The sequence below is a fragment of the Kitasatospora sp. HPM-01-4 genome (assembly GCF_051374625.1).
Taxonomy (GTDB): Bacteria; Actinomycetota; Actinomycetes; order Streptomycetales; family Streptomycetaceae; genus Kitasatospora.
On record NZ_JBPQGP010000005.1, the window covers coordinates 4,787,721 to 4,807,264 of the forward strand.

The following is a 19,544-nucleotide window of genomic DNA, read 5'->3' on the forward strand; positions in this document are numbered from 1 at the left end:
TGGCCCAGGGTTCCACGGAAACGTCCTGTTATGGAAACTTGACTGACCGTACACTCCGCTTGCACACGGGTTGTCGGCCGGATGTCAGCTTTTTGCCGCCCCTTGACCGGGGGTGCTGGGAGGGATGATGGACCCGTCGTCGGTGCGCTGCAGGGCCTGGGCGCCGTCGGAGGTGACCCGGGTGGCGCCGATGTAGTCCCGCTGGTCGATGGTGTCGTAGCGGATCACCGCACCGGTGTGCGGAGCGTCGATCATGTAGCCGCCGCCGACGTAGATGCCGACGTGGTGGATGCTCCGCGGGTCGTTCAGGTCGTTGGCGAAGAACACCAGGTCGCCCGGGCGCAGTTGGTCGCGTGAGGGGTGCTCGCCGGCGTACCACTGGTCGTTCGCCACCCGGGGCAGGCTGATGCCGACGGTGGCGTACGCGGCCTGGGTGAGGCCCGAGCAGTCGAAGCGGCCGTCCTGGGAGGGCAAACCCTCGCCGCCCCAGAGGTAGGGCGTGCCGAGCTTGGTCTGGGCGTAGTAGATCGCGCCCGAGGACTGTGCGGACAGCGCGACCGAGGTGGTCGGGGTGGGGGCGGTGAAACTGCGGGCCAGCGTCTTGATGTTGCGGACGTACCCCTGGGTCTCGCTGTAGGCCGGGACGCCGTCGGATTTGATGACCGCGTAGGGGCCGGCGTTGTAGGCGGCCAGCATGTTGGACTGCTTGTCGCCGGGCACCTGGGCGACGTCCTTGGCGAGTGCGCAGTCGTAGTTGGCGGCGGAGGCGATGGCGTCCGCCGGGTTCCAGATGTCGGCCTTGCCGTCGCCGTCACCGTCGATGCCGTAGGTGGCCCAGGTGCCCTCCAGGAACTGGGCCATGCCGTACGCCTTGGCGGGGCTGCGGGCTGACGGATCGAAACCGCTCTCCTGATAGAGCTGGGCCGCCAGCATCGGGGGGGAGATCTCGGGGCAGAGTGTGCCCCATTTCTGGATCAGCGGCTGGTAAGCGGCCGGGACCGTCCCGCTGGAGAGCGGGAGATTGTTGGTCGCCCCCTGAGTGGTGCCGCCGGCGGCGAAGGTGCCGAGCGTGACCACGGCGATGAATCCGATCGCCACAGCGCCCGCACCAGCAGCTACGGCGCTCGCCTTCCCGAGTACCATCAGCACCATCCCGACGAGTCGTCAGTTGTCCGCGTTCTGGAAGGCGTTGCTCAGCGCAATCATCACAGATACTAAGAGTGAGCGGTATCCTTCGTATGGTGGACATCCTGTCGTACCTGTCCCACATCGCACGACCAATCCGCGAGAAGTAGCCAAAGCGACATCAGATCTGGCCAAGAATAGGTCCTGGCTCTTCGCGCCGGGGTGCTGGGGGCCTTGAATTTGCCTGATCGGGCGGTGAGATGGAATGAACCTGAGCAGCGTGGACGGCAGCAAGTTGATCGGTAGTCTGGCGGCGGATCCGCCCAAGAAACCCGATATCAACACCATCATCGGTGGAATCGCCCCGGACTGGGGGCCGTTCGCCAGTCTCGGTTCCGAGGCCAGGGTGATGGTGGAGGTCGTCATGGCGGTGGCCATTCTGGCCTGTCTGGCGATCGCCGTCTGGGGGGCGGCCAAGCAACGGATCGGCGCGACGGCGATGAGGGACTCCTTCAGCGCCGAGCAGGGCAAGGGGCTGATCATCGCCGGGCTGACCGGCGTGTTCATCATCGGTTCGCTCGGCACCCTGTTCACCATTGTCTACGGCATGGCCATCTGACGAGCAGATAGTCATCTAGTCGTCCCTGGCGGATCCGCTGTGCCGTACCCGCCGGGGTTGACGCGCATCCCGCCGGGTGTGCACCAGATCCGACCTCGGGGCCCGCCTGGGCTCCACCGCACCAGGAGGGCCGCCGTGCCGGTGTCCGACGACCAGCCGCACACCCGCACCCGGCTACCGGTCGGCGAACAGTCCGTCTACCAACAGCTGAACGGGCGCCAGCCACGGCCGCTGCGCACCCTGTTGGCGATCCTCGCGGTGGTCACCCTGCTGGTGATCGGGATCTCCATCGCCAACAGCGGCAAGTCCGCCCCCGGCAAGCAGGCCCCCTCCGCCGACCAGGCCAAGCCCGCCCCCGCCGCCACCCTCCCGAGCGGCCAGGACCCGGTCACCACCACCAGCAACGGCATCGCCAACGGCTACCCGCACACCGACCAGGGCGCCCAGTCCGCGGCCGCCAACTACGCGGTGGCGCTCGGCTCCGAGCAGATGTTCCACGCCGACACCAGACGCACCGTCATCACCACCATCGCGGATCCGACCGTGGCCGCCGCCCTCCAGGCCCGGCTGGACCAGGGGTTCACCCCGGAGATCATCGCCAAGTTCGGCCTCGACGCCCAGGGCAGGGCACCCAAGGGGCTGACCTTCGTCAGCCGCACCGTCCCGGTCGGGACGAAGACCACCAACTCGGCCGACACCGCGACCAAGGTGGACGTCTGGTGCACCGGGCTGCACGGCCTGGCCGGGGACGGTTCGACCCAGCCGGTCTCGGCGGACTGGTTCACCCTCAGCCTGACCATGCGATGGACCGGCAGCGACTGGAAGCTCACCGACTACAGTCGGAAGTCCGGTCCGGCGCCCGTCCCCGGTGACCAGCAGGCCGCCACCGCCGAGGAGATCACCGCAGCTGTCCAGGACTTCGGAGGCTTCCGCTATGCCCGCTGACCGAGGTTCCTTCGTCCGCAGGGCCGGTGCGCTCGCTGGCGCGCTTGCCACCGTCCAGTTCTTCGCGCTGCTCGCCGCCCAGCGGGTCTTCGCCGACCCGAGTTCTAGCCCGAGCCCGAGTCCTAGTCCGAGTGCGTCCTGCAACATCCAGGTCCCGCTGCCGGGCAACGACCAGGTCTGCCCGCCCCCCGGCGTCCCGGTCGTCGGTCCGACCGGCTCCGTCGCCAATGTCACCGACCCGCTGGGCTCGCTCGCCAAAGGCTGTGCTCAGGCGGCCGCCTGGGTGGTGCGCAAGCTGTCCGGGGCGATCGACGGCACCACGCAGGTGGACTTCACCAACGCGGCCTTCCTGCAGCAGTACGCGGTGGTCTTCGCCGGCTCGACCGTGATCACGCTGGTGCTCTGGCTGCTGGCGGTCACCAAGCGGGCGGTGCGGGGGGCGCCGCTGACCCAGGCGATCTCCGAGGCGATCGGCTTCCTGTGGCTGACGGTGGTCGCCTCCGCCTTCACCCCGCTGATCCTCTACACCGTGGTGAGCGCCACCGACGGGCTGACCACGGCCATCGCCGCCGGGACCAAGTCCGACACCGGCACCTACCTGGGCGGCTTCGCCGACACCCTGGAGAAGGGCAGCCTGGGCGGCGGTCCGCTGATCCTGATCATCGTCTCGCTGGTGGCCGTGCTGGCGGCGGCCGTGCTCTGGCTGGAACTGCTGATCCGCGCCGCGATGCTGTACGTCGGCGCGCTGCTGGGGACCGCCGTGTACGCCGGCCTGGTGGACAAGCAGCTCTGGAAGCACGTCCGGCGCTGGGCCGGGCTGATGACCGCGGTCGACCTGGCCAAGCCGATCATCGTGATCATCCTCGGGCTGGCCGGGGCGGTGGCCACCGGTGCGGGGGCCGACGACGACTTCGCCCGGGTGCTCTCGGGGCTGGCCATCCTGTTCCTGTCGATCTTCGCCAGTGCCACCGTCTACCGCTTCGTGCCGGGCTTCGGCGACGAGATGCTGCAGATGCGCCGGGCCAGGGCCAGCGCGGTCAGCGCCGGGTCGGCGATGATCAACGGCCCGGCCAACCTGGTCAAGCAGGGCATCACGGCGCACGGTTCGCGCGGCGGCCCGCAGGCGGCCACCGGCCAGACCGGTGGCTCCGGTGGCAACGCGGTCGGCTCGGGCATCGCCGCCCACGCCGGGCGTGCCGCGAACCCGGCCCCGGCGACCCCGGCCCAGGCTCCACCTCCGCGGGACCCCAACTCCTCGTCGTGAAGCCGACGCATCAGGCAGAGTGATCACCAGCAGCAGTCGAGCGAAGGGAGGGTGACCGGTCGTGAGCAGCGAACCGCTCGGCCAGTACGGCGCCCAGTACGCCCAGCCGTATGTGCACCAGCGCCGCACCTATCTGATCGGCAAGTCCCGGCCCAACGCGCCGATCGGCCGCAACCGGGAGTCCGGGGAGATCATGCTGATCATCTTCGGGGCCTTCCTCGGCATGGTCTGGGGCCTGGCGATGCCGGTCCTGCCGTTGCGGATCGCCGGCCTGGTCGCCTTCCCGCTGCTCGCCATCGCCGCCGTGTACGTGCCGTACCGGCGCCGCACCTTCTACAAGTGGGTGGAGATCAACCGCAGCTACCGGCGCACCGTGCGCAGCGGCCGGGCGGTGTGGCGTTCCGACGCCATGGACGCCGGTACCCGTCTGGACGGCCGCGAGGTGGAGGTCGGCCCGCCGCCGGGCGTCGGCCGGCTGCGCTGGCTGAGCGCGCCGTTCGGCCCGGACGAGGTCGCGGTGCTGATGCACCTGGAGCGCCGTACCGTCACCGCCGCGATCGAGATCGAGGGACCGGGTGTCGGCCTGCGCGACTCGGAGGACCAGGAGGCGCTGGTCGACCGGTTCGGCACGCTGCTGAAGCACGTGGCCAACGGCGACGGCTTCGTGACCCGGCTGCAGATGCTGGCCCGTACGCTGCCCGCCGACCCGGACGCGCACGCCAAGGACGTCGAGCGGCGCGGCAACTCGGACGCGCCGGGCTGGCTCAAGGACTCCTACGACCAGTTGCAGTCGATGGTCTCCACCTCCTCGGAGCAGCACCGGGCGTACCTGGTGGCCTGTATGCACTACAACCGGGACCTGGCGGCCGAGGCGCACGCGATGGGGCGGACGGCCGACGGGCAGCGGGCCAGGGACGACGACGGTCTGGCCGCCGTGATGGCCCGTGAACTGACCGACATCTGCGCCCGGTTGGCCGAGGCCGACATCCGGGTGCGGCAGCCGCTGGGCCAGGCCAGGCTCTCCTCGCTGCTGCACTCGATGTACGACCCGGACCACCCGATCGACCACATCCAGGCGATGTCCCGGCGGAACGCCTGGCCGGCCGAACTGGACGCCACCCACCCGCAGTTCCTGCAGGCCAAGACGCGCGAGTCGGCGACCAGGGAGCCGTGGTGCCACTCCACGGCCTGGATCAAGGAGTGGCCGCTGACCCCGGTGGGGGTCAACTTCCTGGCGCCGCTGCTGGTGCACACCCCGGACGTGATCCGTACGGTGGCCGTCACCATGGACCTGGAGCCGACCGACGTCGCGATCGAGCGGATGCTCACCGAGAAGACCAACGACGAGGCGGAGTCCAGCCGGGCGGCCAAGATGAACCGCACGGTCGACCCGCGCGACCTGGCCCACTCCGGCCGGGTGGACCAGCGCGGTGACGACCTGGCCTCGGGCGCGGCCGGGGTCAACCTGGTCGGGTACATCACGGTGTCCTCGCGCAGCCCCGAGGCGCTCGCCCGTGACAAGCGCACCATCCGGGCCTCGGCGGGCAAGTCCTACCTGAAGCTGGAGTGGTGCGACCGCGAGCACCACCGGGCCTTCGTCAACACCCTCCCGTTCGCCACGGGCATCCGCCGCTGATCCCCTCTGGAGGCCCGCGTCATGTCGCTCGGCAACCTCACCGACTCCTTCACCAGCCTGATGTTCGGCCGGGTGGAGACCACCCGGCTGCCGGTCCGCACCTCGACCGGGCAGGCACAGGCGGTCTACCTGCCCACCGCCGCCCCGGGTCTCGGCGACTCGGGCGTGATCATCGGCCGTGAGGTGTACAGCGGCAAGGGGTACGTCTACGACCCGTTCCAGCTCTACGGGCAGCAGCTGCCCGCCCCGCACTGGCTGGTGCTCGGTGAGTCCGGCAACGGCAAGTCGGCGCTGGAGAAGACCTATGTGCTGCGCCAACTGCGCTTCCGTGACCGGCAGGTGGTGGTGCTGGACGCGCAGGGCGAGGACGGCGTCGGCGAGTGGAACCTGATCGCCGAGGCGCTGGGGATAAAGTCCATCCGGCTGGACCCGATGGCCGCCAGGGACGGCGGGGTGAAGCTCAACCCGCTGGATCCGGCGATCACCACCACCGGTCAGCTGTCGCTGCTGCGCACCATCATCGAGGTGGCGATGGGGCGCGGTCTCGAGGAGCGGGCCGGCTTCGCGCTGAAGGCGGCGCACTCCCATGTGCACGCCACGGTGAAGGACCGCCAGCCGGTGCTGGACGACATCATCACCACGCTGCGCAATCCCGACCTCACCTCGGTGGAGTCGCTCGGGGTGGACGTCCAGGACGTGCAGTCCTGGGGGCTCGACGTGGCGCTGGTGCTGGACCGGCTGGTCGACGGTGACCTGCGCGGCATGTTCGACGGGCCGACCACGGCCGGGATCAACCTGGACGCACCGCTGATCGTCTTCGACCTCTCGCACATCGACCGCAACTCGATCGCGATGCCGATCCTGATGGCGATCGTCGGGGTCTGGCTGGAGCACACCTGGCTGCGGCCGGACCGGGTGAAGCGCATCTTCCTGGTCGAGGAGGCCTGGCACATCATCAACAGCCCCTTCGTGGCCCAGCTGTTCCAGCGGCTGCTGAAGTTCGGGCGGCGCCTGGGCCTCTCCTTCGTCGCGGTGGTGCACCACCTCTCGGACGTGGTGGACGGGGCGGCGGCCAAGGAGGCGTCGGCGATCCTGAAGATGGCCTCCACCAGGACGATCTACATGCAGAAGGCGGAGGAGGCGCGGTCCACCGGCCGGGTGCTCGGCCTGCCCCGCTGGGCGGTCGAGATCATCCCGACGCTGTCGCCCGGTATCGCGGTCTGGGATGTCAACGGCAATGTGCAGGTGGTGAAGCACATCATCACCGAGGCGGAACGGCCGCTGGTGTACACGGACCGCGCGATGACCGAGGACGCGGTGGCGGAGCGGCAGCGGGCGGAGCAGCAACTGGCCGCCGAGCCGGGAATGTAGCGCGTCCGATTCTCTGTCCGGTCAAGAATCGGCAATGTATTCGTTACGTCAGATGTCCTGACAGCTACGCGCGTTGACCCTAGGCTGCAGTCACCGACGAGCCGCTTGCGGGGGGAGACGTATGTTCACAGCCAGGTACCGGGTGAGGGCGGCAGCCGCCGCTGCCGGTCTGATCGGCGCCGTGCTGGTGCCGAATGTCGCCGAGGCGCACGGTCGCCACGGGGTCGAGGACCTCCAGCTCCTGGCCGTCAACGACTTCCACGGCAACCTGGAGCCCCCGGCGGGGTCCTCCGGCACCATCAGGGAGGTCGATCCGAAGACGGGCCAGGTCGTCTCGACTCCGGCCGGCGGCGTGGAGTACCTGGCCACCGAGCTGCGCCGGGCCCGCGAAGGCCATCCCAACTCGGTCACCGTCGCCGCCGGGGACATCGTCGGCGCCAGCCCGCTGCTCTCCAGCCTGTTCCACGACGAGCCGACCATCGAGGCGATGAACAAGCTCGGCCTGGACGTGACCAGTGTCGGCAACCACGAGTTCGACCAGGGCTCCGCCGAGCTGCTGCGCAAGCAGAACGGCGGCTGCGCGGCGGACGGTTGCAAGGGCGGGCACCGGTTCAAGGGCGCCGAGTTCCAGTACCTGGCCGCCAACGTCACCAACGAGAAGACCGGCCGGACCCTGCTGCCCCCGTACTGGGTGAAGAACGTGCACGGGGTCAAGGTCGGCTTCATCGGGGCGACGCTGGAGGGCACCCCCAACATCGTCACGGCGCAGGGCGTCAAGGGCCTGAAGTTCGGCAACGAGGTCACCACGATCAACAAGTACGCCGCCGAGCTCAAGCGCAGGGGCGTCAACTCGATCGTCGCGCTGATCCACGAGGGCGGGTACCCGGCCTCCAGCACGTACAACTACGACTGCGGCCCGGCCGGTCAGGGCATCTCGGGGCCGATCGTGGACATCGCGAAGAAGCTCGACCCGGCGGTCGGCGCGATCGTCACCGGGCACACCCACAACTCGTACGCCTGCACCATCCCGGACCCGAACGGCGTGCCGCGCTCGGTGACCAGCGCCGCCTCCTTCGGCCGGCTCTACACCGAGATCGACCTGAAGCTGGACCGGCGGACCGGTACCATCGTCCGCCCCTCGGTCACCGCGGCCAACCACGTGGTGCGGCGGGACGTGCCCAAGGCGCCCGACATGACCAGGCTGATCGAGCAGTACGACAAGCTGGCCGCGCCGATCGCCAACCGCCCGGTCGGCTACATCGGTGCGGACGTCAACGGCCGCGGTTCCAGCGCGTTCGAGAAGCCGCTCGGTGACGTGATCGCCGACGCCCAGCTGGAGGGGATGGCCCCCAAGGACAAGGGCGGCGCGCAGATCGCCTTCATGAACCCCGGCGGTATCCGCTCCGACCTGGTCTACAAGGCCAGTGGCGGTGAGGGCGACGGTGTGGTGACGTACGGCGAGGCGTTCACCGTCCAGCCGTTCACCAACATGATGCAGGTCAAGACGCTGACCGGGGCGCAGCTCATCCAGCTGCTCCAGCAGCAGGTGAGCGGGCCGAACGCCGATGCGCCGAAGATCCTGCAGTCCTCGGCCGGTCTGACCTACACCCTCGACCTGAACAGGACGGGCGCCGACCGGATCGTGGTCGCCTCGGTGAAGCTGAACGGCACCCCGGTCGATCCGGCCGCCTCCTACCGGGTCGCGGCCAACGAGTTCCTGGCCGGCGGCGGCGACGGCTTCCCCGCCTTCGCGGCCGGGACCGACAAGCTGGTGGGCCCCTCCGACCTGGACGTGTTCACCGCCTACCTCGGGGCGCACAGCAAGGCGGGCAGCCCGCTGGCCGTTCCGGCGCAGGACCGGATCAAGGTCATCGGCGTCGGCGAGGACAAGGACTGACACTCGCCCGAGCGTTGAGGGGCGGGGTGCCTTCGGGCGCCCCGCCCCTTTCGCTCGGTCCTACTGCGGTACGTCGGCCTGGCCCGGCATCCGGACCGTGGCCAGGGCACCGGGGCCGCCGTCCAGGGCCGGGCCGAGGGCGACCTCGCCGCCGCTGTCCCTGATGGTCTGCGCGACTATCGACAGCCCGAGCCCGCTGCCGGGGAGCTGGCGGGAGGACGGCGAGCGCCAGAACCGGTCGAAGACGTACGGGAGTTCGTCGGGCGGGATGCCCGGGCCGTGGTCGCGGACGGTCAACATGCCGCTCCGCAGGGCGATATCGATGGTGCCGCCGGGCGGCGAGTACTTGACCGCGTTGTCCAGCAGGTTGATCACGGCACGTTCCAGGGCCGGGCTGTCGCCGCGGACGTACCAGGGCTCGATCGCGACCGCGAAGGTGAGGCTGGGGCCGCGCAGCTTCGCCCGGTCGACGGCGCGGGTGGCGATGTCGTGCAGGGCCACCACGGTGAGGTTCTGGCCGGGCTTGGGGGAGTCCGGGCGGGAGAGCTGGAGCAGGTCGCCGATGAGCAGGGTGAGTTCCTGCATCTGCGCCTTCATGTTGCCCAGCAGCTTGCTGCGGGTGGCGGGCGGCAGCGGGCGGCCGGTGTCGTCGCTGCGGATCAGCAGGTCGACGTTGGTGCGCAGGGAGGTGAGCGGGGTGCGCAGCTCGTGGCCCGCGTCGGCGATCAGCCGGGTCTGGCGCTCGCGGGAGTTCAGCAGCGCGGTGGACATCGAGTTGAACGAGGTGGCCAGCCGGGCGATCTCGTCGTTGCCCTGGACCGGGATGGTGGTGCCGACCTCCTCGGTGCGGGCGATGTGCTCGACCACGTCGGTGAGCTGGTCCACCGGCTTGAGCGCCTGCCGCGCCACCAGCGTTCCGGTCAACCCGGCGCCGATCACGCCGAGGCCGGCGACGCCGATCAGGACCAGGCCGAGGCCGCGAAGCGTCTGCTGCACATATTCGGTTGGTGCCGCTACGAGTACCACCAGAGGCTGGCCATCGGGCGCGATAACGGTCGACTGCCGAACCATCGCGGGCTTGCCGTCATCCTGGAAGCTGCCCTCACGGTAGGTGGACTGACCGGGGACGTTGATGTGCTTCAAATCCGATGGGTCGGTCTGGATGATCTTGTCTGAGCCGAAAGGGAAGCAGACCCTCCCGTCGACAGTGAGCAGCTCGGTATCCCATCCCTTGGGACGGTAATGGCCACCATCCAGCCGGTCGGTGGCTGCCTGGGTGTATGCGAGTGCCTGCCTCGGATCCTTGAAACAGCTCGAAAGGCTTTGCTGAGCCGGCAGTCGGACCTGCGCCACCTCCTTCAGGCTGTCCCGCACCTGTCCGTACAGCCGGTCGCTGACCAGGAACCAGCAGGCCAGGGCCGACAGCGCGATGGTCACCGCCACCGCGGCGGCGGTGAGCATGGCCAACCGGCTCCGCAGGGAGCGGGAGCGGAACCAGCCGGTCAGCCGGTGGAGCAGTTTCACGCCGCGGCGCCCGCTGCGGTGCGCAGGGCGTAGCCGACGCCGCGGACGGTCTGGATCAGGCGGGACATGCCGCCCTGCTCGGTCTTGCGGCGCAGGTACATGACGTACACGTCCAGCGAGTTGGAGGAGGGCTCGAAGTCGAAGCCCCAGACCGCCTTGAGGATCTGCTCACGGGTGAGGACCTGGCGGGGGTGCGAGAGGAACATCTCCAGCAGCATGAACTCGGTGCGGGTGAGCTCGATCGACTTGCCCTCGCGGGTGACCTCGCGGGTGGCCGTGTTCATCCGCAGACCGCCGAAGGCGAGTACGTCGCTGTCGCTGTCGTCGGCGGCCGCGCGGGCGGCGGCCTCGTTGGCGATGGCGTTGCGGCGCAGCAGGGCGCGGACCCGGGCGAGCAGCTCGTCCAGCTCGAACGGCTTGGCGAGGTAGTCGTCGGCGCCGACGTCCAGGCCGGTGACCCGGTCGCCGACGGCGTCGCGGGCGGTGAGCATCAGGACCGGCACGGTGTCGCCGCGCCCCCGCATCCGGCGGACGGCGGTGAGGCCGTCCATCCGGGGCATCATGATGTCCAGCAGGACGAGGTCGGGCCGGTCGTGCTCGACGGCGTCCAGCGCCTCGTAGCCGTCGGTGGCGGTGGTGACGTCGTAGCCCTCGAAGGCGAGGCTGCTCTCCAGGGCGTCCCGCAGGGCGGGCTCGTCGTCGACCACGAGGACGCGGGCGGTGGAGCCCGCGCCCTCGGCAGGGGTGCGGTCGTCGGCGGGGGGAGTCATGGGCCGGTGCCCTTTCTTCGTCCGGGTGTCCTGTGCAATTGTGCGTCGAGCGGGCCGTGAATCCGGCGGATCGCCGGAGCTCCGGTTGACGGCTAGAGGGTCTGGCCGGCCTGGAGCTTGGGCAGGACCTGCTTGATGTCGTTGATCGGGATCGCGAAGCCGAGGCCGACGCTGCCCGCTTCGCCGGTGCCGGAACCGCCGCTGCTGTCCGAGTACATCGCCGAGTTGAGGCCGATCACCTGGCCGCCGGCGTTGATCAGCGGGCCGCCGGAGTTCCCGGGGTTGAGCGCCGCGTCGGTCTGCAGGGCCTTGTAGGTGGCGGTGTCCCCGCTGGGGGTGGAGTCGGGGCGCTGGCCGGGGAGGAACGGGAAGCCGAAGCCGCCGTTGCCGCGGGTGGAGCCCTCGTCGACCTGGACGGTGACCGGGCGGTTCTTGGCGCTGATGATGCCGGAGGTGACCGTGCCGGTGAGGCCCTCGGGGTTGCCGATGGCGACCACGGGGTCGCCGATCTGCATGCTGTCGGAGTTGCCGAGGGTGGCGGGGGCGAGGCCGCTGACACCGGAGGCGTCGATCACCGCGACGTCCATCGACTTGTCGGTGCCCTTCACGGTCGCGTCGGCGGTGGTGCCGTTGTGGAAGGTGACGGTGATCTGGCCGTCGTCGCTGACCGCGCCGGAGATGACGTGGTAGTTGGTGAGGATCTGTCCGCCGGAGGTGAGGATCACGCCGGTGCCGGTCGCGGTGCCGGTGCCGGTCCGCACGGTGATCTGGACGACGCTCGGGGAGACCGCGGCGGCGATCGCGGCGACGTTCCCGCTGGAGTTCGAGGAGACCGGGCTGGCCACGGTGGAGGAGGCGGCGCTGGTGGCGGCGGTCCGGTGGTCGACGAGCGCGCCCCCGGCCATGCCGCCGAGCACGGCGGCGACCGCGGCCACGGCGGTGACCAGGGCGAGCCGGCCCCTGAGCAGGCCGCGCCTGGCATGGCTGGCGGGGGCCTGAGGTGCGGTGGGAGGCAGCTCGGCGGTCGGGAACCCGGCGGTCGGGAACTCGCCGCCCGGGAGCTCGCCGCCCGGGAGCTCGCCGCCCGGCCGTCCCGCGGCCGGCTGCTCCGGCGCGGGCCAGTGGCCGTAGCGGTATGAGGCGTTGCTGTCCGACCCGGTGCCGTACGGACCGGAGGCCGACTGCTCTTCGTTGGTGCGGTGCTGATCGCTCATGGGACCAACGTCCGCCTGCTGCATGAAGATCTGATGAGAACCGACTTTGAACCGGCCGAGAAGCCTGTTGACTTCTCATAAAGCCAGGTCAGCGTACGGATCAACCGGCCTGTCCGGTCAGCTCTCAGCGGGTCCGTTGCAACCGCAGGAACGCCGCACCACCAGCCGCGACGGGAACTTGCGCACCCGCTCGGTGTCGGAGCCGGGGACCATCAGCGAGTCGTCCAGCACCAGGTCGACCGCGGCCCTGGCCATCGCGTCCCGGTCGGAGGCCACCGTGGTCAGCGGCGGCTCGACGAACGCGGCCTCGGGCACGTCGTCGTAACCGGCCACCGCCAGGTCCTCCGGCACCCGCAGGCCGACCTCGCGGGCCGCCCGCAGCACACCGATCGCCTGGTCGTCGGTGGAGCAGAAGATGGCCGGCGGCCGGTTCGCGGAGCGCAGCAGCTCCAGCGCGACCTGGTAGGTTCCGTAGCGGTGGAACGGGGCGTCCATCAGGTACGGCTCGGTGGGCAGGCCGTGCGCGTCCATGGCCCGCTGCCAGCCCTCGACGTGGTCGATGACCGGGTCGCCCGGCGCGGGCGCCTCCACCGGGCCGCCGAGGCAGAGCACGTACGGGTGGCCGTGGTGTTCCAGCAGGTGGCGGACGGCCAGCTCGGCGCCGGCCACGTCGTCGCTGACCACCGCGACGTCGTCGATCGCCTCGGGGCGGCGGTGCAGCAGCACCACCTTGGCGCCCTCCATGGCGGCGAACTCCTCCGCCGCGCGCTGGGAGGGACCCTGGCTGACCAGGATCAGGCCGGACACCCGCATGCCGAGGAAGGCGCGGACGTAGTGCACCTCGCGGTCGTCCGCGTAGTCGGAGTTGCCGATCAGGACCAGCTTGCCGCGCTCGGAGGCCGCTCGCTCCACCGCGTGTGCCATCTCGGCGAAGAAGGGCTGGCGGGCGTCGGGCACCACCATGCCGATCAGGTTGGTGCGGCGGGAGGCCATCGCCTGGGCGACGCTGTTCGGCCGGTAGCCGAGCTGGTCGATCGCCGCGAGCACCTTCTCCCTGGTCGCGGGCGCGACCGGGCGCGGCCCGTTGTTGATGACGTAGCTGACGACCGCCGTCGAGGTCCCAGCCAGTCGGGCTACATCGTCGCGCGTCACCTTGGCCACGCAGGGAGTCTACGCGGGTGGCACGACAGTGGCTTGAACCGTGTCACGGATGACACACCTCTGTGACCATGCTGTTGGTGCAGAAGTGGACAAGCCGGACGGTCGCCGCCGCGACCGCCGGCCCGGTGCCCTGTCCAGACCTCTCAGGCCTCTCGCTGCACGGCCGCCAGGGGCGCCTCGACGCCCGGACGCTCGCCCTTGTCCGGGGCGGTCGGCACCACGAAGCGGTAGCCGACGTTGCGGACGGTGCCGATCAGCTGCTCGTGCTCCACCCCCAGCTTGGCCCGCAGCCGCCGGACGTGGACGTCGACCGTACGGGTGCCCCCGAAGTAGTCGTAGCCCCAGACCTCCTGCAGCAGCTGCGCCCGGGTGAAGACCCGGCCGGGGTGCTGCGCGAGGTACTTGAGCAGCTCGAACTCCTTGAAGGTGAGGTCCAGCACCCGCCCCTTGATCTTGGCGGAGTAGGTCGCCTCGTCCACCGAGAGGTCGCCGTTGCGGATCTCCATCGGGCTGTCGTCCGCCGTGACCTGGAGCCGGCCCGTCGCCAGCCGGAGCCGGGCCTCGACCTCGGCGGGCCCGGCGGTGTCCAGCAGGACGTCGTCGATCCCCCACTCGGCGGTGACGGCGGCCAGTCCGCCCTCGGTGACCACCAGGATCAGCGGGCAGCCGATCCCGGTGGAGCGCAGCAGCTGGCAGAGGCTGCGGATCTGTGGCAGATCACGCCGTCCGTCGACCAGGATCACGTCGGCACTCGGTGTGTCCACCAGGGCCGAGCCCTCGGCGGGCGCCACCCGTACGTTGTGCAGCAGCAGTCCGAGGGCGGGCAGCACCTCGGCGGACGGCTGCAGTGCGTTGGTGAGGAGCAGGAGAGAACTCATACCCGGTGGTCCCCTTTCCGGGTCGTCGCGGTCGCAGCGGTACGGCTGCCGCCACAGCCGGAACTGTCGGCTGCGAAGTGAGGGTGAGCCGGGGGAGGACCCTGCACCGGGGACGTGCCGGCCGGTTCCGCGGGGCGCAGGGCAGCACGGGGTGCGCACAGGAGGTCCCGCAACCTCCGGTACTCCGTCCGTGCCCTGCTCATCCGCGAACCTTCCGGGTCTGCTCCCGCACCGGGTGGCGGCCCGGGGCGGTCCTCGTGGTCGGCGCGGGTGGGGCACCGGCGGTGAGGACGTCCGTGGTGGGTGTCCTGAATGCACGAAAGGACCCGGGGGCGACTCTGCCCGGATCCCTTATGTTCACGAGAATAGCCGACCGCTCCGCGCGGGGGGAGAGCGTCGGAACGTCGGCTGGGCCACACGGCCCCGGCGGGCCGGCTCCCGCCAGGGCGGGCCATGAACCGGCCATGAACCGGCCTTGACCCGGCTTTGACTCCCCGCCGGTGCCGCCCGGCCCGGCGCCGTCCGGTCGAGGCCGGCCCGTTCGAGGCCGGCGGCCCGCTTCGGTCATCATGGGAGCCGCACCGGCCGCACGGTACGTGTACGCCGGACAACGGGCGGCCCGGCGACAGGGAGCCGGACGGCCGCACCGGGCCAGGACGACGAGGAGGGGTTGCCATGGCCGCGACCACCGATGCCGGCGACGCGCTCATCTCACCCGTGCGGGTGACGTCACCGGTACGGGTGACGGGGACCATCAGGTACTGGGCCGCGGCCAAGGCGGCCGCCCAGACCGCCGAGGAGCCGTACCTGGCCGCGACGCTGGCAGAGGCGCTCGCCGCGGTGCGCGCCCGGCACGCGGGCCGTCCGCGGCTGGGCGAGGTGCTCGACCACTGCTCCTTCCTGGTGGACGGCGAGCAGGTCGGCCGCCGGGACCACACCGCCGTCCCGCTCACCGAAGGCGGCACCGTCGAGGTCCTGCCCCCGTTCGCCGGAGGGTGACCGCCGTCGGGCACGGGACGTGGGGAAGCGCGCGGGCAGCCGCGCGGCTCCGCGCGCCCGAGGGCGCTGCCCCAAGCGGGCGGCGGCGCGTCCGGGGACCGGAACCGTCCCCGGATCCGGTTCGTCGTAGGTCCGTACGGTGCTTGGACCGGACGGGGACGAGAGGTACGGAATGCGTGGCGGGCTCAAGCTGATCATCGGCCTGGCGGTCCTGCTGGGACTGCTGGTGGGCGCGGACCGGATCGCGGTCGGCGTGGCCCAGGACGAGGCGGCCGACCGGCTGGTCTCCACCGGGGTGATCAGCGGCCGGCCGACGGTCTCGATCGACGGGTTCCCCTTCCTCACCCAGGCGGTGGCGGGCCGCTTCGACAGCGTCCGGCTCTCGGGCGAGGGCGTCACGGTCAGCGACGGCCGGGAGAAGGTGCCGCTGCGCTCGTTCAGCATGCGGCTGTCGGGGGTCGAGGTCGGCGGCGACCTGCGCAGCGCCACCGTGCACAGCGGCAGCGGCAGCGGTGTCGTCGCCTACTCAGACGTGGCCCAACTGGTCTCGGGCACCGACCGGATCGAGCTCTCCTACGGGGGGCCGGGCAAGGTGAAGGCCTCGGTCGGCGGGATGCCGCTCGGCCAGGGCGACGTGCACAGCAAGGGCGACACCATCACCGCCGACGGCTTCCAACTCGCCGGTCTCGGCGCGCTGTTGAACGGTACGGCGAACGGCCTGCTGGGCCCGCACAGCTTCACCCTGACCGATCTGCCGGGCGGGCTGAGCCTGGAGAGTGTGACGCCGCAGCAGGACGGGTTGAAGCTCACCTTCCAGGGCAGCGACGTCAAGCTGATCGGCTGACCCGGGCCGCCGGCACCGGGCCGGACGGCAGGCCGGCGCCGCTGTCGCGTATCGCTCTGCGAGACGGGCTGTCCATCACGGGCTCATGGAACGGCCTGTCGCGCCGCTTCGGGTCGCCCCGGAACGGCGCCGGCTAAACCCCGGTCATCGGAAAAATCCCCGAATCCCAGCATGCGGAATTTTTAATCTCAGTATTCGGCACCCTGGTGACAGCGGGCGGGCCTTGTCCCTAGCATCGTCGGCATGAAGCGACAGGCGGAACTCACCAAGCGGCGGGCGGTAGACCTGTGCCGCGTGGCCGCCTGCCTGTGTCGAATGCGCTGACCGGGCGTTCCGGCCGGTACTCCCGGCCCGCCCAATCCCTTGCCCCCGGCCTGAACTGGCACTCTGCCGCCCAGAGCCGCCGGCATCCTCCGAACTGAGCACGGCGCGATCCGCAACACCCTCGTCTCGCCATCCGGACAGATGTGCGGACGGGGCGCAGTCGAGCACCTCCTCAAGCAGCCTTCCGCCAACCGCCCCCGGATGGAGAATCCCATGAGCCGCAGCGACGTCCTGGTCGACGCCGACTGGGTCCAGGCCCACCTGGACGACCCGAAGGTCGTCATCGTCGAGGTGGACGAGGACACCTCCGCGTACGAGAAGAACCACATCCGCAACGCCGTCCGGATCGACTGGAAGAAGGACCTCCAGGACCCGGTCCGCCGCGACTTCGTCGACCAGGCCGGCTTCGAGGCGCTGCTCAGCGCCAAGGGCATCGCGGGCGACCACACCGTGGTGCTCTACGGCGGCAACAACAACTGGTTCGCCTCGTACGCCTACTGGTACTTCAAGCTGTACGGACACGGCGACGTCCGACTGCTGGACGGCGGTCGCAAGAAGTGGGAGCTGGACTCCCGCGAGCTGGTCGTCGAGGTGCCCCAGCGTGCGGCGACCGAGTACCGCGCCAAGGCCCAGGACAGCTCGATCCGCGCCTTCCGTGACGACGTGCTGGCCGCGATCGGCAACCTGAACCTGGTCGACGTCCGTTCGCCCGACGAGTTCAGCGGCAAGCTGCTCGCCCCGGCGCACCTCCCGCAGGAGCAGTCGCAGCGCCCGGGCCACGTCCCGAGCGCCCGCAACATCCCCTGGGCCAAGAACGCCAACGACGACGGCACCTTCAAGAGCGACGAGGAGCTGACGGCCCTCTACGCGGCCGAGGGCGTCGACCTGGCCAAGGACACCATCGCCTACTGCCGGATCGGCGAGCGCTCGGCGCTCACCTGGTTCGTGCTGCACGAGCTGCTCGGCCAGCAGAACGTGAAGAACTACGACGGCTCGTGGACCGAGTACGGCAGCCTGGTCGGCGTGCCGATCGAGCTCGGCAACTGATCACCCGGCCCGACACCGGTAAGCGGAGGAGAGACAGACATGTGCGGTGCGAAGGCCGGCGGCCCGGACCTGGCAGGAGTTGACGTGGCCAAGGAGACGATCATCCAGGGTTCGGTGACCCGCGACGGCGAGCCGGTGCACGGCTACGTCCGACTGCTGGACGGGAACGGCGACTTCACCGCCGAGGTGCCCACCTCGGCCAGTGGTCAGTTCCGCTTCTTTGCCCGTCCGGGCACCTGGACGCTGCGCGCGCTGGTACCGGGCGCGACCGTGGACCGCGTGGTGGTCGCCTCCCTCGGCGCCCAGACCGAGGTTCCGATCGCGGTCTGACGCGGTCCTGCCCGACTCACGGGCGAACGCACCGAGGGCCCCTGCCACGGCGGGGGCCCTCGGCCATACCCTGGAGACGTGCAGGCACGTCGGCGCCACGTCCGCTACTTCGTCATGATGGGCATCTGCATCGGCATGTTCGTCCTGGCGTGGGGCGTGGTGCGGTTCTGGTCGCTTCCGGCCGCGATCGGGATGTGCCTGGTGGCCATGGTCATCCCGCCGCTCGCCGCCGTCTTCGCCAACAAGCGCGACCCGGACGACGACTGGTGGAACGATCCGCGCTGGGACGACCCCAGGTGGGACCAGCCGGGCCACGACCGGGACCACCCGGACCACGAGCAGCGCCCCTGAGGCGTCAGTACACCAGGGCCTGGACGCCGTCGGCCATGATCTCGCTGACGAAGACCTGGGCACCGGCGATCCGGACGCCGTCCAGGGTGTCCTTCTCGGTGATGTCCCGCCGGGCCGCGCACTGGGTGCAGAGCGTGACGGTGCCGGCCGCGAGGATCGAGTCCAGCAGGTCGGGCAGCGGTGCGGCGTGCGGCAGTTCGAACTCCGCCGCCCGTCCCGGCAGCGCGAACCAGGACGACTCACCGGTGAGCCAGAGCGAGACCTCGACCCCGCTGGCGACGGCGACCCCCGCCACCGTGAACGCCTGGGAGCAGCGCTCCGGCGCGTCCGCCCCGGCTGTGACCTTGATGACCAGCTTCTTCGTCATGACGCCACCATAGCGACGGGAAGTCGGGGCTCACCGAGACCCGGCGAAGGGCGGCGGATAGACTCTGCGCCGTCGTACTGTCCGCCTTCCCCGCTACTGGGAGCGTCCCGTGACCGGTCTCGAAATCTTCTTCGACTGCCTGCTTGCTCTCATGGCGGTCCTGATCACCTGGTTCGCCATCTTCTCCGTGATGAAGCTGTACCAGGGTCAGCGCTGATCCCGGCTGCCGTACGGTTGAAGTCGAGTCCACCCCCGACGACAGCGACCAGGAACATGATCGAGATTCCCTCCGACCTCCACAAGGACGTCGTCCCGCTGGCCTTCCTCCTGGGTACCTGGGAGGGGGCGGGCGTCTACGACTTCCCCGGCACGGAGAAGTGCAACTTCGGCCAGGAGCTCGTCTTCCGGCACGACGGCCGTCCCTTCCTGGAGTTCCGCTCCCGCACCTGGGTGCTGAACAACGAGGGCGAGAAGGTCCGTCCGCTGGAGAGCGAGCACGGCTTCTGGCGGGTCACCACCAACCAGCACGGCACCAGCGGCGAGCGTGAGATCGAGTTCTCCTCGGTCCGCGACGACGGCACCGTGGAGATCTGGTACGGCAAGCTGCACGACGGCAAGCCGCAGATCGACCTCGCCACCGACGCGGTCGCCCGGATCGAGGGCGCGGCCCCGTACAGCGGCGGCAAGCGGCTCTACGGTCTGGTGAAGGAGGAGCTGCTCTGGGTCGGCGAGAAGGCCGCCCCCGAGGTTCCGCTGCGGCCGTACATGTCGGCGCAGCTGAAGAAGGTGCTCAACCCGGCCAAGCTGGTCCAGGACATCGCGGACCTCCCGGACGACGGCATCGCCTTCTTCCGCTGAGCCCCGTCCACCGGGTACGC

Annotated in this window: 20 protein-coding genes; 13 read left to right on the forward strand and 7 right to left on the reverse strand. The window is 70.3% G+C overall.

Annotation, left to right across the window (positions count from 1 at the left end; translation table 11 throughout):
• Positions 1-84 precede the first annotated feature (84 nt).
• Positions 85-1,143 (reverse strand): C40 family peptidase, encoded by a 1,059-nt coding sequence (locus ACSMTC_RS20810; protein WP_436561215.1) that lies wholly within the window; start codon positions 1,141-1,143, stop codon positions 85-87.
• A 289-nt stretch (positions 1,144-1,432) separates the two neighbouring features.
• Between ACSMTC_RS20810 and ACSMTC_RS20815 the strand changes: the two genes are divergently transcribed.
• The 6 genes from ACSMTC_RS20815 (at position 1,433) to ACSMTC_RS20840 (ending at position 8,857) form a co-directional block, all read left to right on the forward strand.
• Positions 1,433-1,744: a hypothetical protein gene (locus ACSMTC_RS20815; RefSeq protein ID WP_436564750.1), complete on the forward strand. Its 312-nt coding sequence runs from the start codon at positions 1,433-1,435 to the stop codon at positions 1,742-1,744.
• A gap of 135 nt (positions 1,745-1,879) precedes the next feature.
• Positions 1,880-2,689, forward strand: a complete 810-nt coding sequence (locus ACSMTC_RS20820) for a hypothetical protein (RefSeq protein WP_436561216.1) — start codon at positions 1,880-1,882, stop codon at positions 2,687-2,689.
• Complete coding sequence (locus ACSMTC_RS20825) at positions 2,679-3,953, forward strand: hypothetical protein (protein ID WP_436561217.1); 1,275 nt, start codon at positions 2,679-2,681, stop codon at positions 3,951-3,953. The genes ACSMTC_RS20820 and ACSMTC_RS20825 overlap by 11 nt, the downstream gene beginning before the upstream one ends.
• Positions 3,954-4,014: 61 nt before the next feature.
• Positions 4,015-5,589 (forward strand): SCO6880 family protein, encoded by a 1,575-nt coding sequence (locus tag ACSMTC_RS20830; protein WP_436561218.1) that lies wholly within the window; start codon positions 4,015-4,017, stop codon positions 5,587-5,589.
• 21 nt (positions 5,590-5,610) lie between these two features.
• Complete coding sequence (locus ACSMTC_RS20835; protein WP_436561219.1) at positions 5,611-6,960, forward strand: ATP-binding protein; 1,350 nt, start codon at positions 5,611-5,613, stop codon at positions 6,958-6,960.
• A 121-nt stretch (positions 6,961-7,081) separates the two neighbouring features.
• Positions 7,082-8,857, forward strand: a complete 1,776-nt coding sequence (locus tag ACSMTC_RS20840; RefSeq protein ID WP_436561220.1) for a bifunctional metallophosphatase/5'-nucleotidase — start codon at positions 7,082-7,084, stop codon at positions 8,855-8,857.
• Positions 8,858-8,917: 60 nt separating this feature from the next.
• Here ACSMTC_RS20840 and ACSMTC_RS20845 read toward each other — a convergent pair whose 3' ends face one another.
• The 5 genes from ACSMTC_RS20845 to ACSMTC_RS20865 form a co-directional block, all read right to left on the reverse strand.
• Positions 8,918-10,381: a sensor histidine kinase gene (locus ACSMTC_RS20845; protein WP_436561221.1), complete on the reverse strand. Its 1,464-nt coding sequence runs from the start codon at positions 10,379-10,381 to the stop codon at positions 8,918-8,920.
• Positions 10,378-11,151, reverse strand: coding sequence for a response regulator transcription factor (locus ACSMTC_RS20850; protein WP_436561222.1), 774 nt, complete (start codon positions 11,149-11,151; stop codon positions 10,378-10,380). The genes ACSMTC_RS20845 and ACSMTC_RS20850 overlap by 4 nt, the downstream gene beginning before the upstream one ends.
• A gap of 92 nt (positions 11,152-11,243) precedes the next feature.
• Positions 11,244-12,365 (reverse strand): S1C family serine protease, encoded by a 1,122-nt coding sequence (locus tag ACSMTC_RS20855; protein WP_436561223.1) that lies wholly within the window; start codon positions 12,363-12,365, stop codon positions 11,244-11,246.
• A gap of 117 nt (positions 12,366-12,482) precedes the next feature.
• Positions 12,483-13,526, reverse strand: a complete 1,044-nt coding sequence (locus ACSMTC_RS20860; RefSeq protein WP_436561224.1) for a LacI family DNA-binding transcriptional regulator — start codon at positions 13,524-13,526, stop codon at positions 12,483-12,485.
• Between the two features lie 143 nt (positions 13,527-13,669).
• Complete coding sequence (locus tag ACSMTC_RS20865; RefSeq protein ID WP_436561225.1) at positions 13,670-14,404, reverse strand: response regulator transcription factor; 735 nt, start codon at positions 14,402-14,404, stop codon at positions 13,670-13,672.
• Positions 14,405-15,157: 753 nt separating this feature from the next.
• On the opposite strand from ACSMTC_RS20865, the gene ACSMTC_RS20870 reads away from it, so the two are divergent.
• The 6 genes from ACSMTC_RS20870 to ACSMTC_RS20895 all read left to right on the forward strand — a co-directional run bounded on the left by ACSMTC_RS20870 (position 15,158) and on the right by ACSMTC_RS20895 (position 18,299).
• Entirely contained in the window at positions 15,158-15,403 is a 246-nt protein-coding gene (locus tag ACSMTC_RS20870; RefSeq protein ID WP_436564751.1) for a MoaD/ThiS family protein, read from the forward strand.
• A gap of 172 nt (positions 15,404-15,575) precedes the next feature.
• A complete protein-coding gene (locus ACSMTC_RS20875; protein ID WP_436561226.1) occupies positions 15,576-16,247 on the forward strand; it encodes an LmeA family phospholipid-binding protein in 672 nt (223 codons plus the stop codon).
• 243 nt (positions 16,248-16,490) lie between these two features.
• The gene (locus ACSMTC_RS20880; protein WP_370118893.1) at positions 16,491-16,571 is read left to right on the forward strand and encodes an Ms5788A family Cys-rich leader peptide; all 81 of its coding nucleotides are present in this window, start codon (positions 16,491-16,493) and stop codon (positions 16,569-16,571) included.
• A gap of 213 nt (positions 16,572-16,784) precedes the next feature.
• Entirely contained in the window at positions 16,785-17,618 is an 834-nt protein-coding gene (locus ACSMTC_RS20885) for a sulfurtransferase (protein ID WP_436561227.1), read from the forward strand.
• A gap of 39 nt (positions 17,619-17,657) precedes the next feature.
• Positions 17,658-17,948: a DUF1416 domain-containing protein gene (locus tag ACSMTC_RS20890; protein ID WP_436561228.1), complete on the forward strand. Its 291-nt coding sequence runs from the start codon at positions 17,658-17,660 to the stop codon at positions 17,946-17,948.
• A gap of 78 nt (positions 17,949-18,026) precedes the next feature.
• The gene (locus tag ACSMTC_RS20895) at positions 18,027-18,299 is read left to right on the forward strand and encodes a DUF3099 domain-containing protein (RefSeq protein WP_436561229.1); all 273 of its coding nucleotides are present in this window, start codon (positions 18,027-18,029) and stop codon (positions 18,297-18,299) included.
• Positions 18,300-18,303: 4 nt separating this feature from the next.
• On the opposite strand, the gene ACSMTC_RS20900 is transcribed toward ACSMTC_RS20895, so the two are convergent.
• Positions 18,304-18,666: a DsrE family protein gene (locus ACSMTC_RS20900; protein ID WP_436561230.1), complete on the reverse strand. Its 363-nt coding sequence runs from the start codon at positions 18,664-18,666 to the stop codon at positions 18,304-18,306.
• Between the two features lie 273 nt (positions 18,667-18,939).
• Here ACSMTC_RS20900 and ACSMTC_RS20905 point away from each other — a divergent pair, with 273 nt between their 5' ends.
• Complete coding sequence (locus ACSMTC_RS20905; protein ID WP_436561231.1) at positions 18,940-19,524, forward strand: heme-binding beta-barrel domain-containing protein; 585 nt, start codon at positions 18,940-18,942, stop codon at positions 19,522-19,524.
• Positions 19,525-19,544: the final 20 nt, after the last annotated feature.

Bases quoted from the DNA above. Each gene is read 5' to 3' on its own strand.
- ACSMTC_RS20855 (WP_436561223.1), bottom strand. From the start codon at position 12,365: ATGAGCGATCAGCACCGCACCAACGAAGAGCAGTCGGCCTCCGGTCCG.
- ACSMTC_RS20880 (WP_370118893.1), top strand. From the start codon at position 16,491: ATGAAGCGACAGGCGGAACTCACCAAGCGGCGGGCGGTAGACCTGTGC.
- ACSMTC_RS20875 (WP_436561226.1), top strand. From the start codon at position 15,576: ATGCGTGGCGGGCTCAAGCTGATCATCGGCCTGGCGGTCCTGCTGGGA.
- ACSMTC_RS20900 (WP_436561230.1), bottom strand. From the start codon at position 18,666: ATGACGAAGAAGCTGGTCATCAAGGTCACAGCCGGGGCGGACGCGCCG.
- ACSMTC_RS20810 (WP_436561215.1), bottom strand. From the start codon at position 1,143: ATGGTACTCGGGAAGGCGAGCGCCGTAGCTGCTGGTGCGGGCGCTGTG.
- ACSMTC_RS20885 (WP_436561227.1), top strand. From the start codon at position 16,785: ATGAGCCGCAGCGACGTCCTGGTCGACGCCGACTGGGTCCAGGCCCAC.
- ACSMTC_RS20905 (WP_436561231.1), top strand. From the start codon at position 18,940: ATGATCGAGATTCCCTCCGACCTCCACAAGGACGTCGTCCCGCTGGCC.
- ACSMTC_RS20890 (WP_436561228.1), top strand. From the start codon at position 17,658: ATGTGCGGTGCGAAGGCCGGCGGCCCGGACCTGGCAGGAGTTGACGTG.
- ACSMTC_RS20850 (WP_436561222.1), bottom strand. From the start codon at position 11,151: ATGACTCCCCCCGCCGACGACCGCACCCCTGCCGAGGGCGCGGGCTCC.
- ACSMTC_RS20840 (WP_436561220.1), top strand. From the start codon at position 7,082: ATGTTCACAGCCAGGTACCGGGTGAGGGCGGCAGCCGCCGCTGCCGGT.
- ACSMTC_RS20865 (WP_436561225.1), bottom strand. From the start codon at position 14,404: ATGAGTTCTCTCCTGCTCCTCACCAACGCACTGCAGCCGTCCGCCGAG.
- ACSMTC_RS20835 (WP_436561219.1), top strand. From the start codon at position 5,611: ATGTCGCTCGGCAACCTCACCGACTCCTTCACCAGCCTGATGTTCGGC.
- ACSMTC_RS20825 (WP_436561217.1), top strand. From the start codon at position 2,679: ATGCCCGCTGACCGAGGTTCCTTCGTCCGCAGGGCCGGTGCGCTCGCT.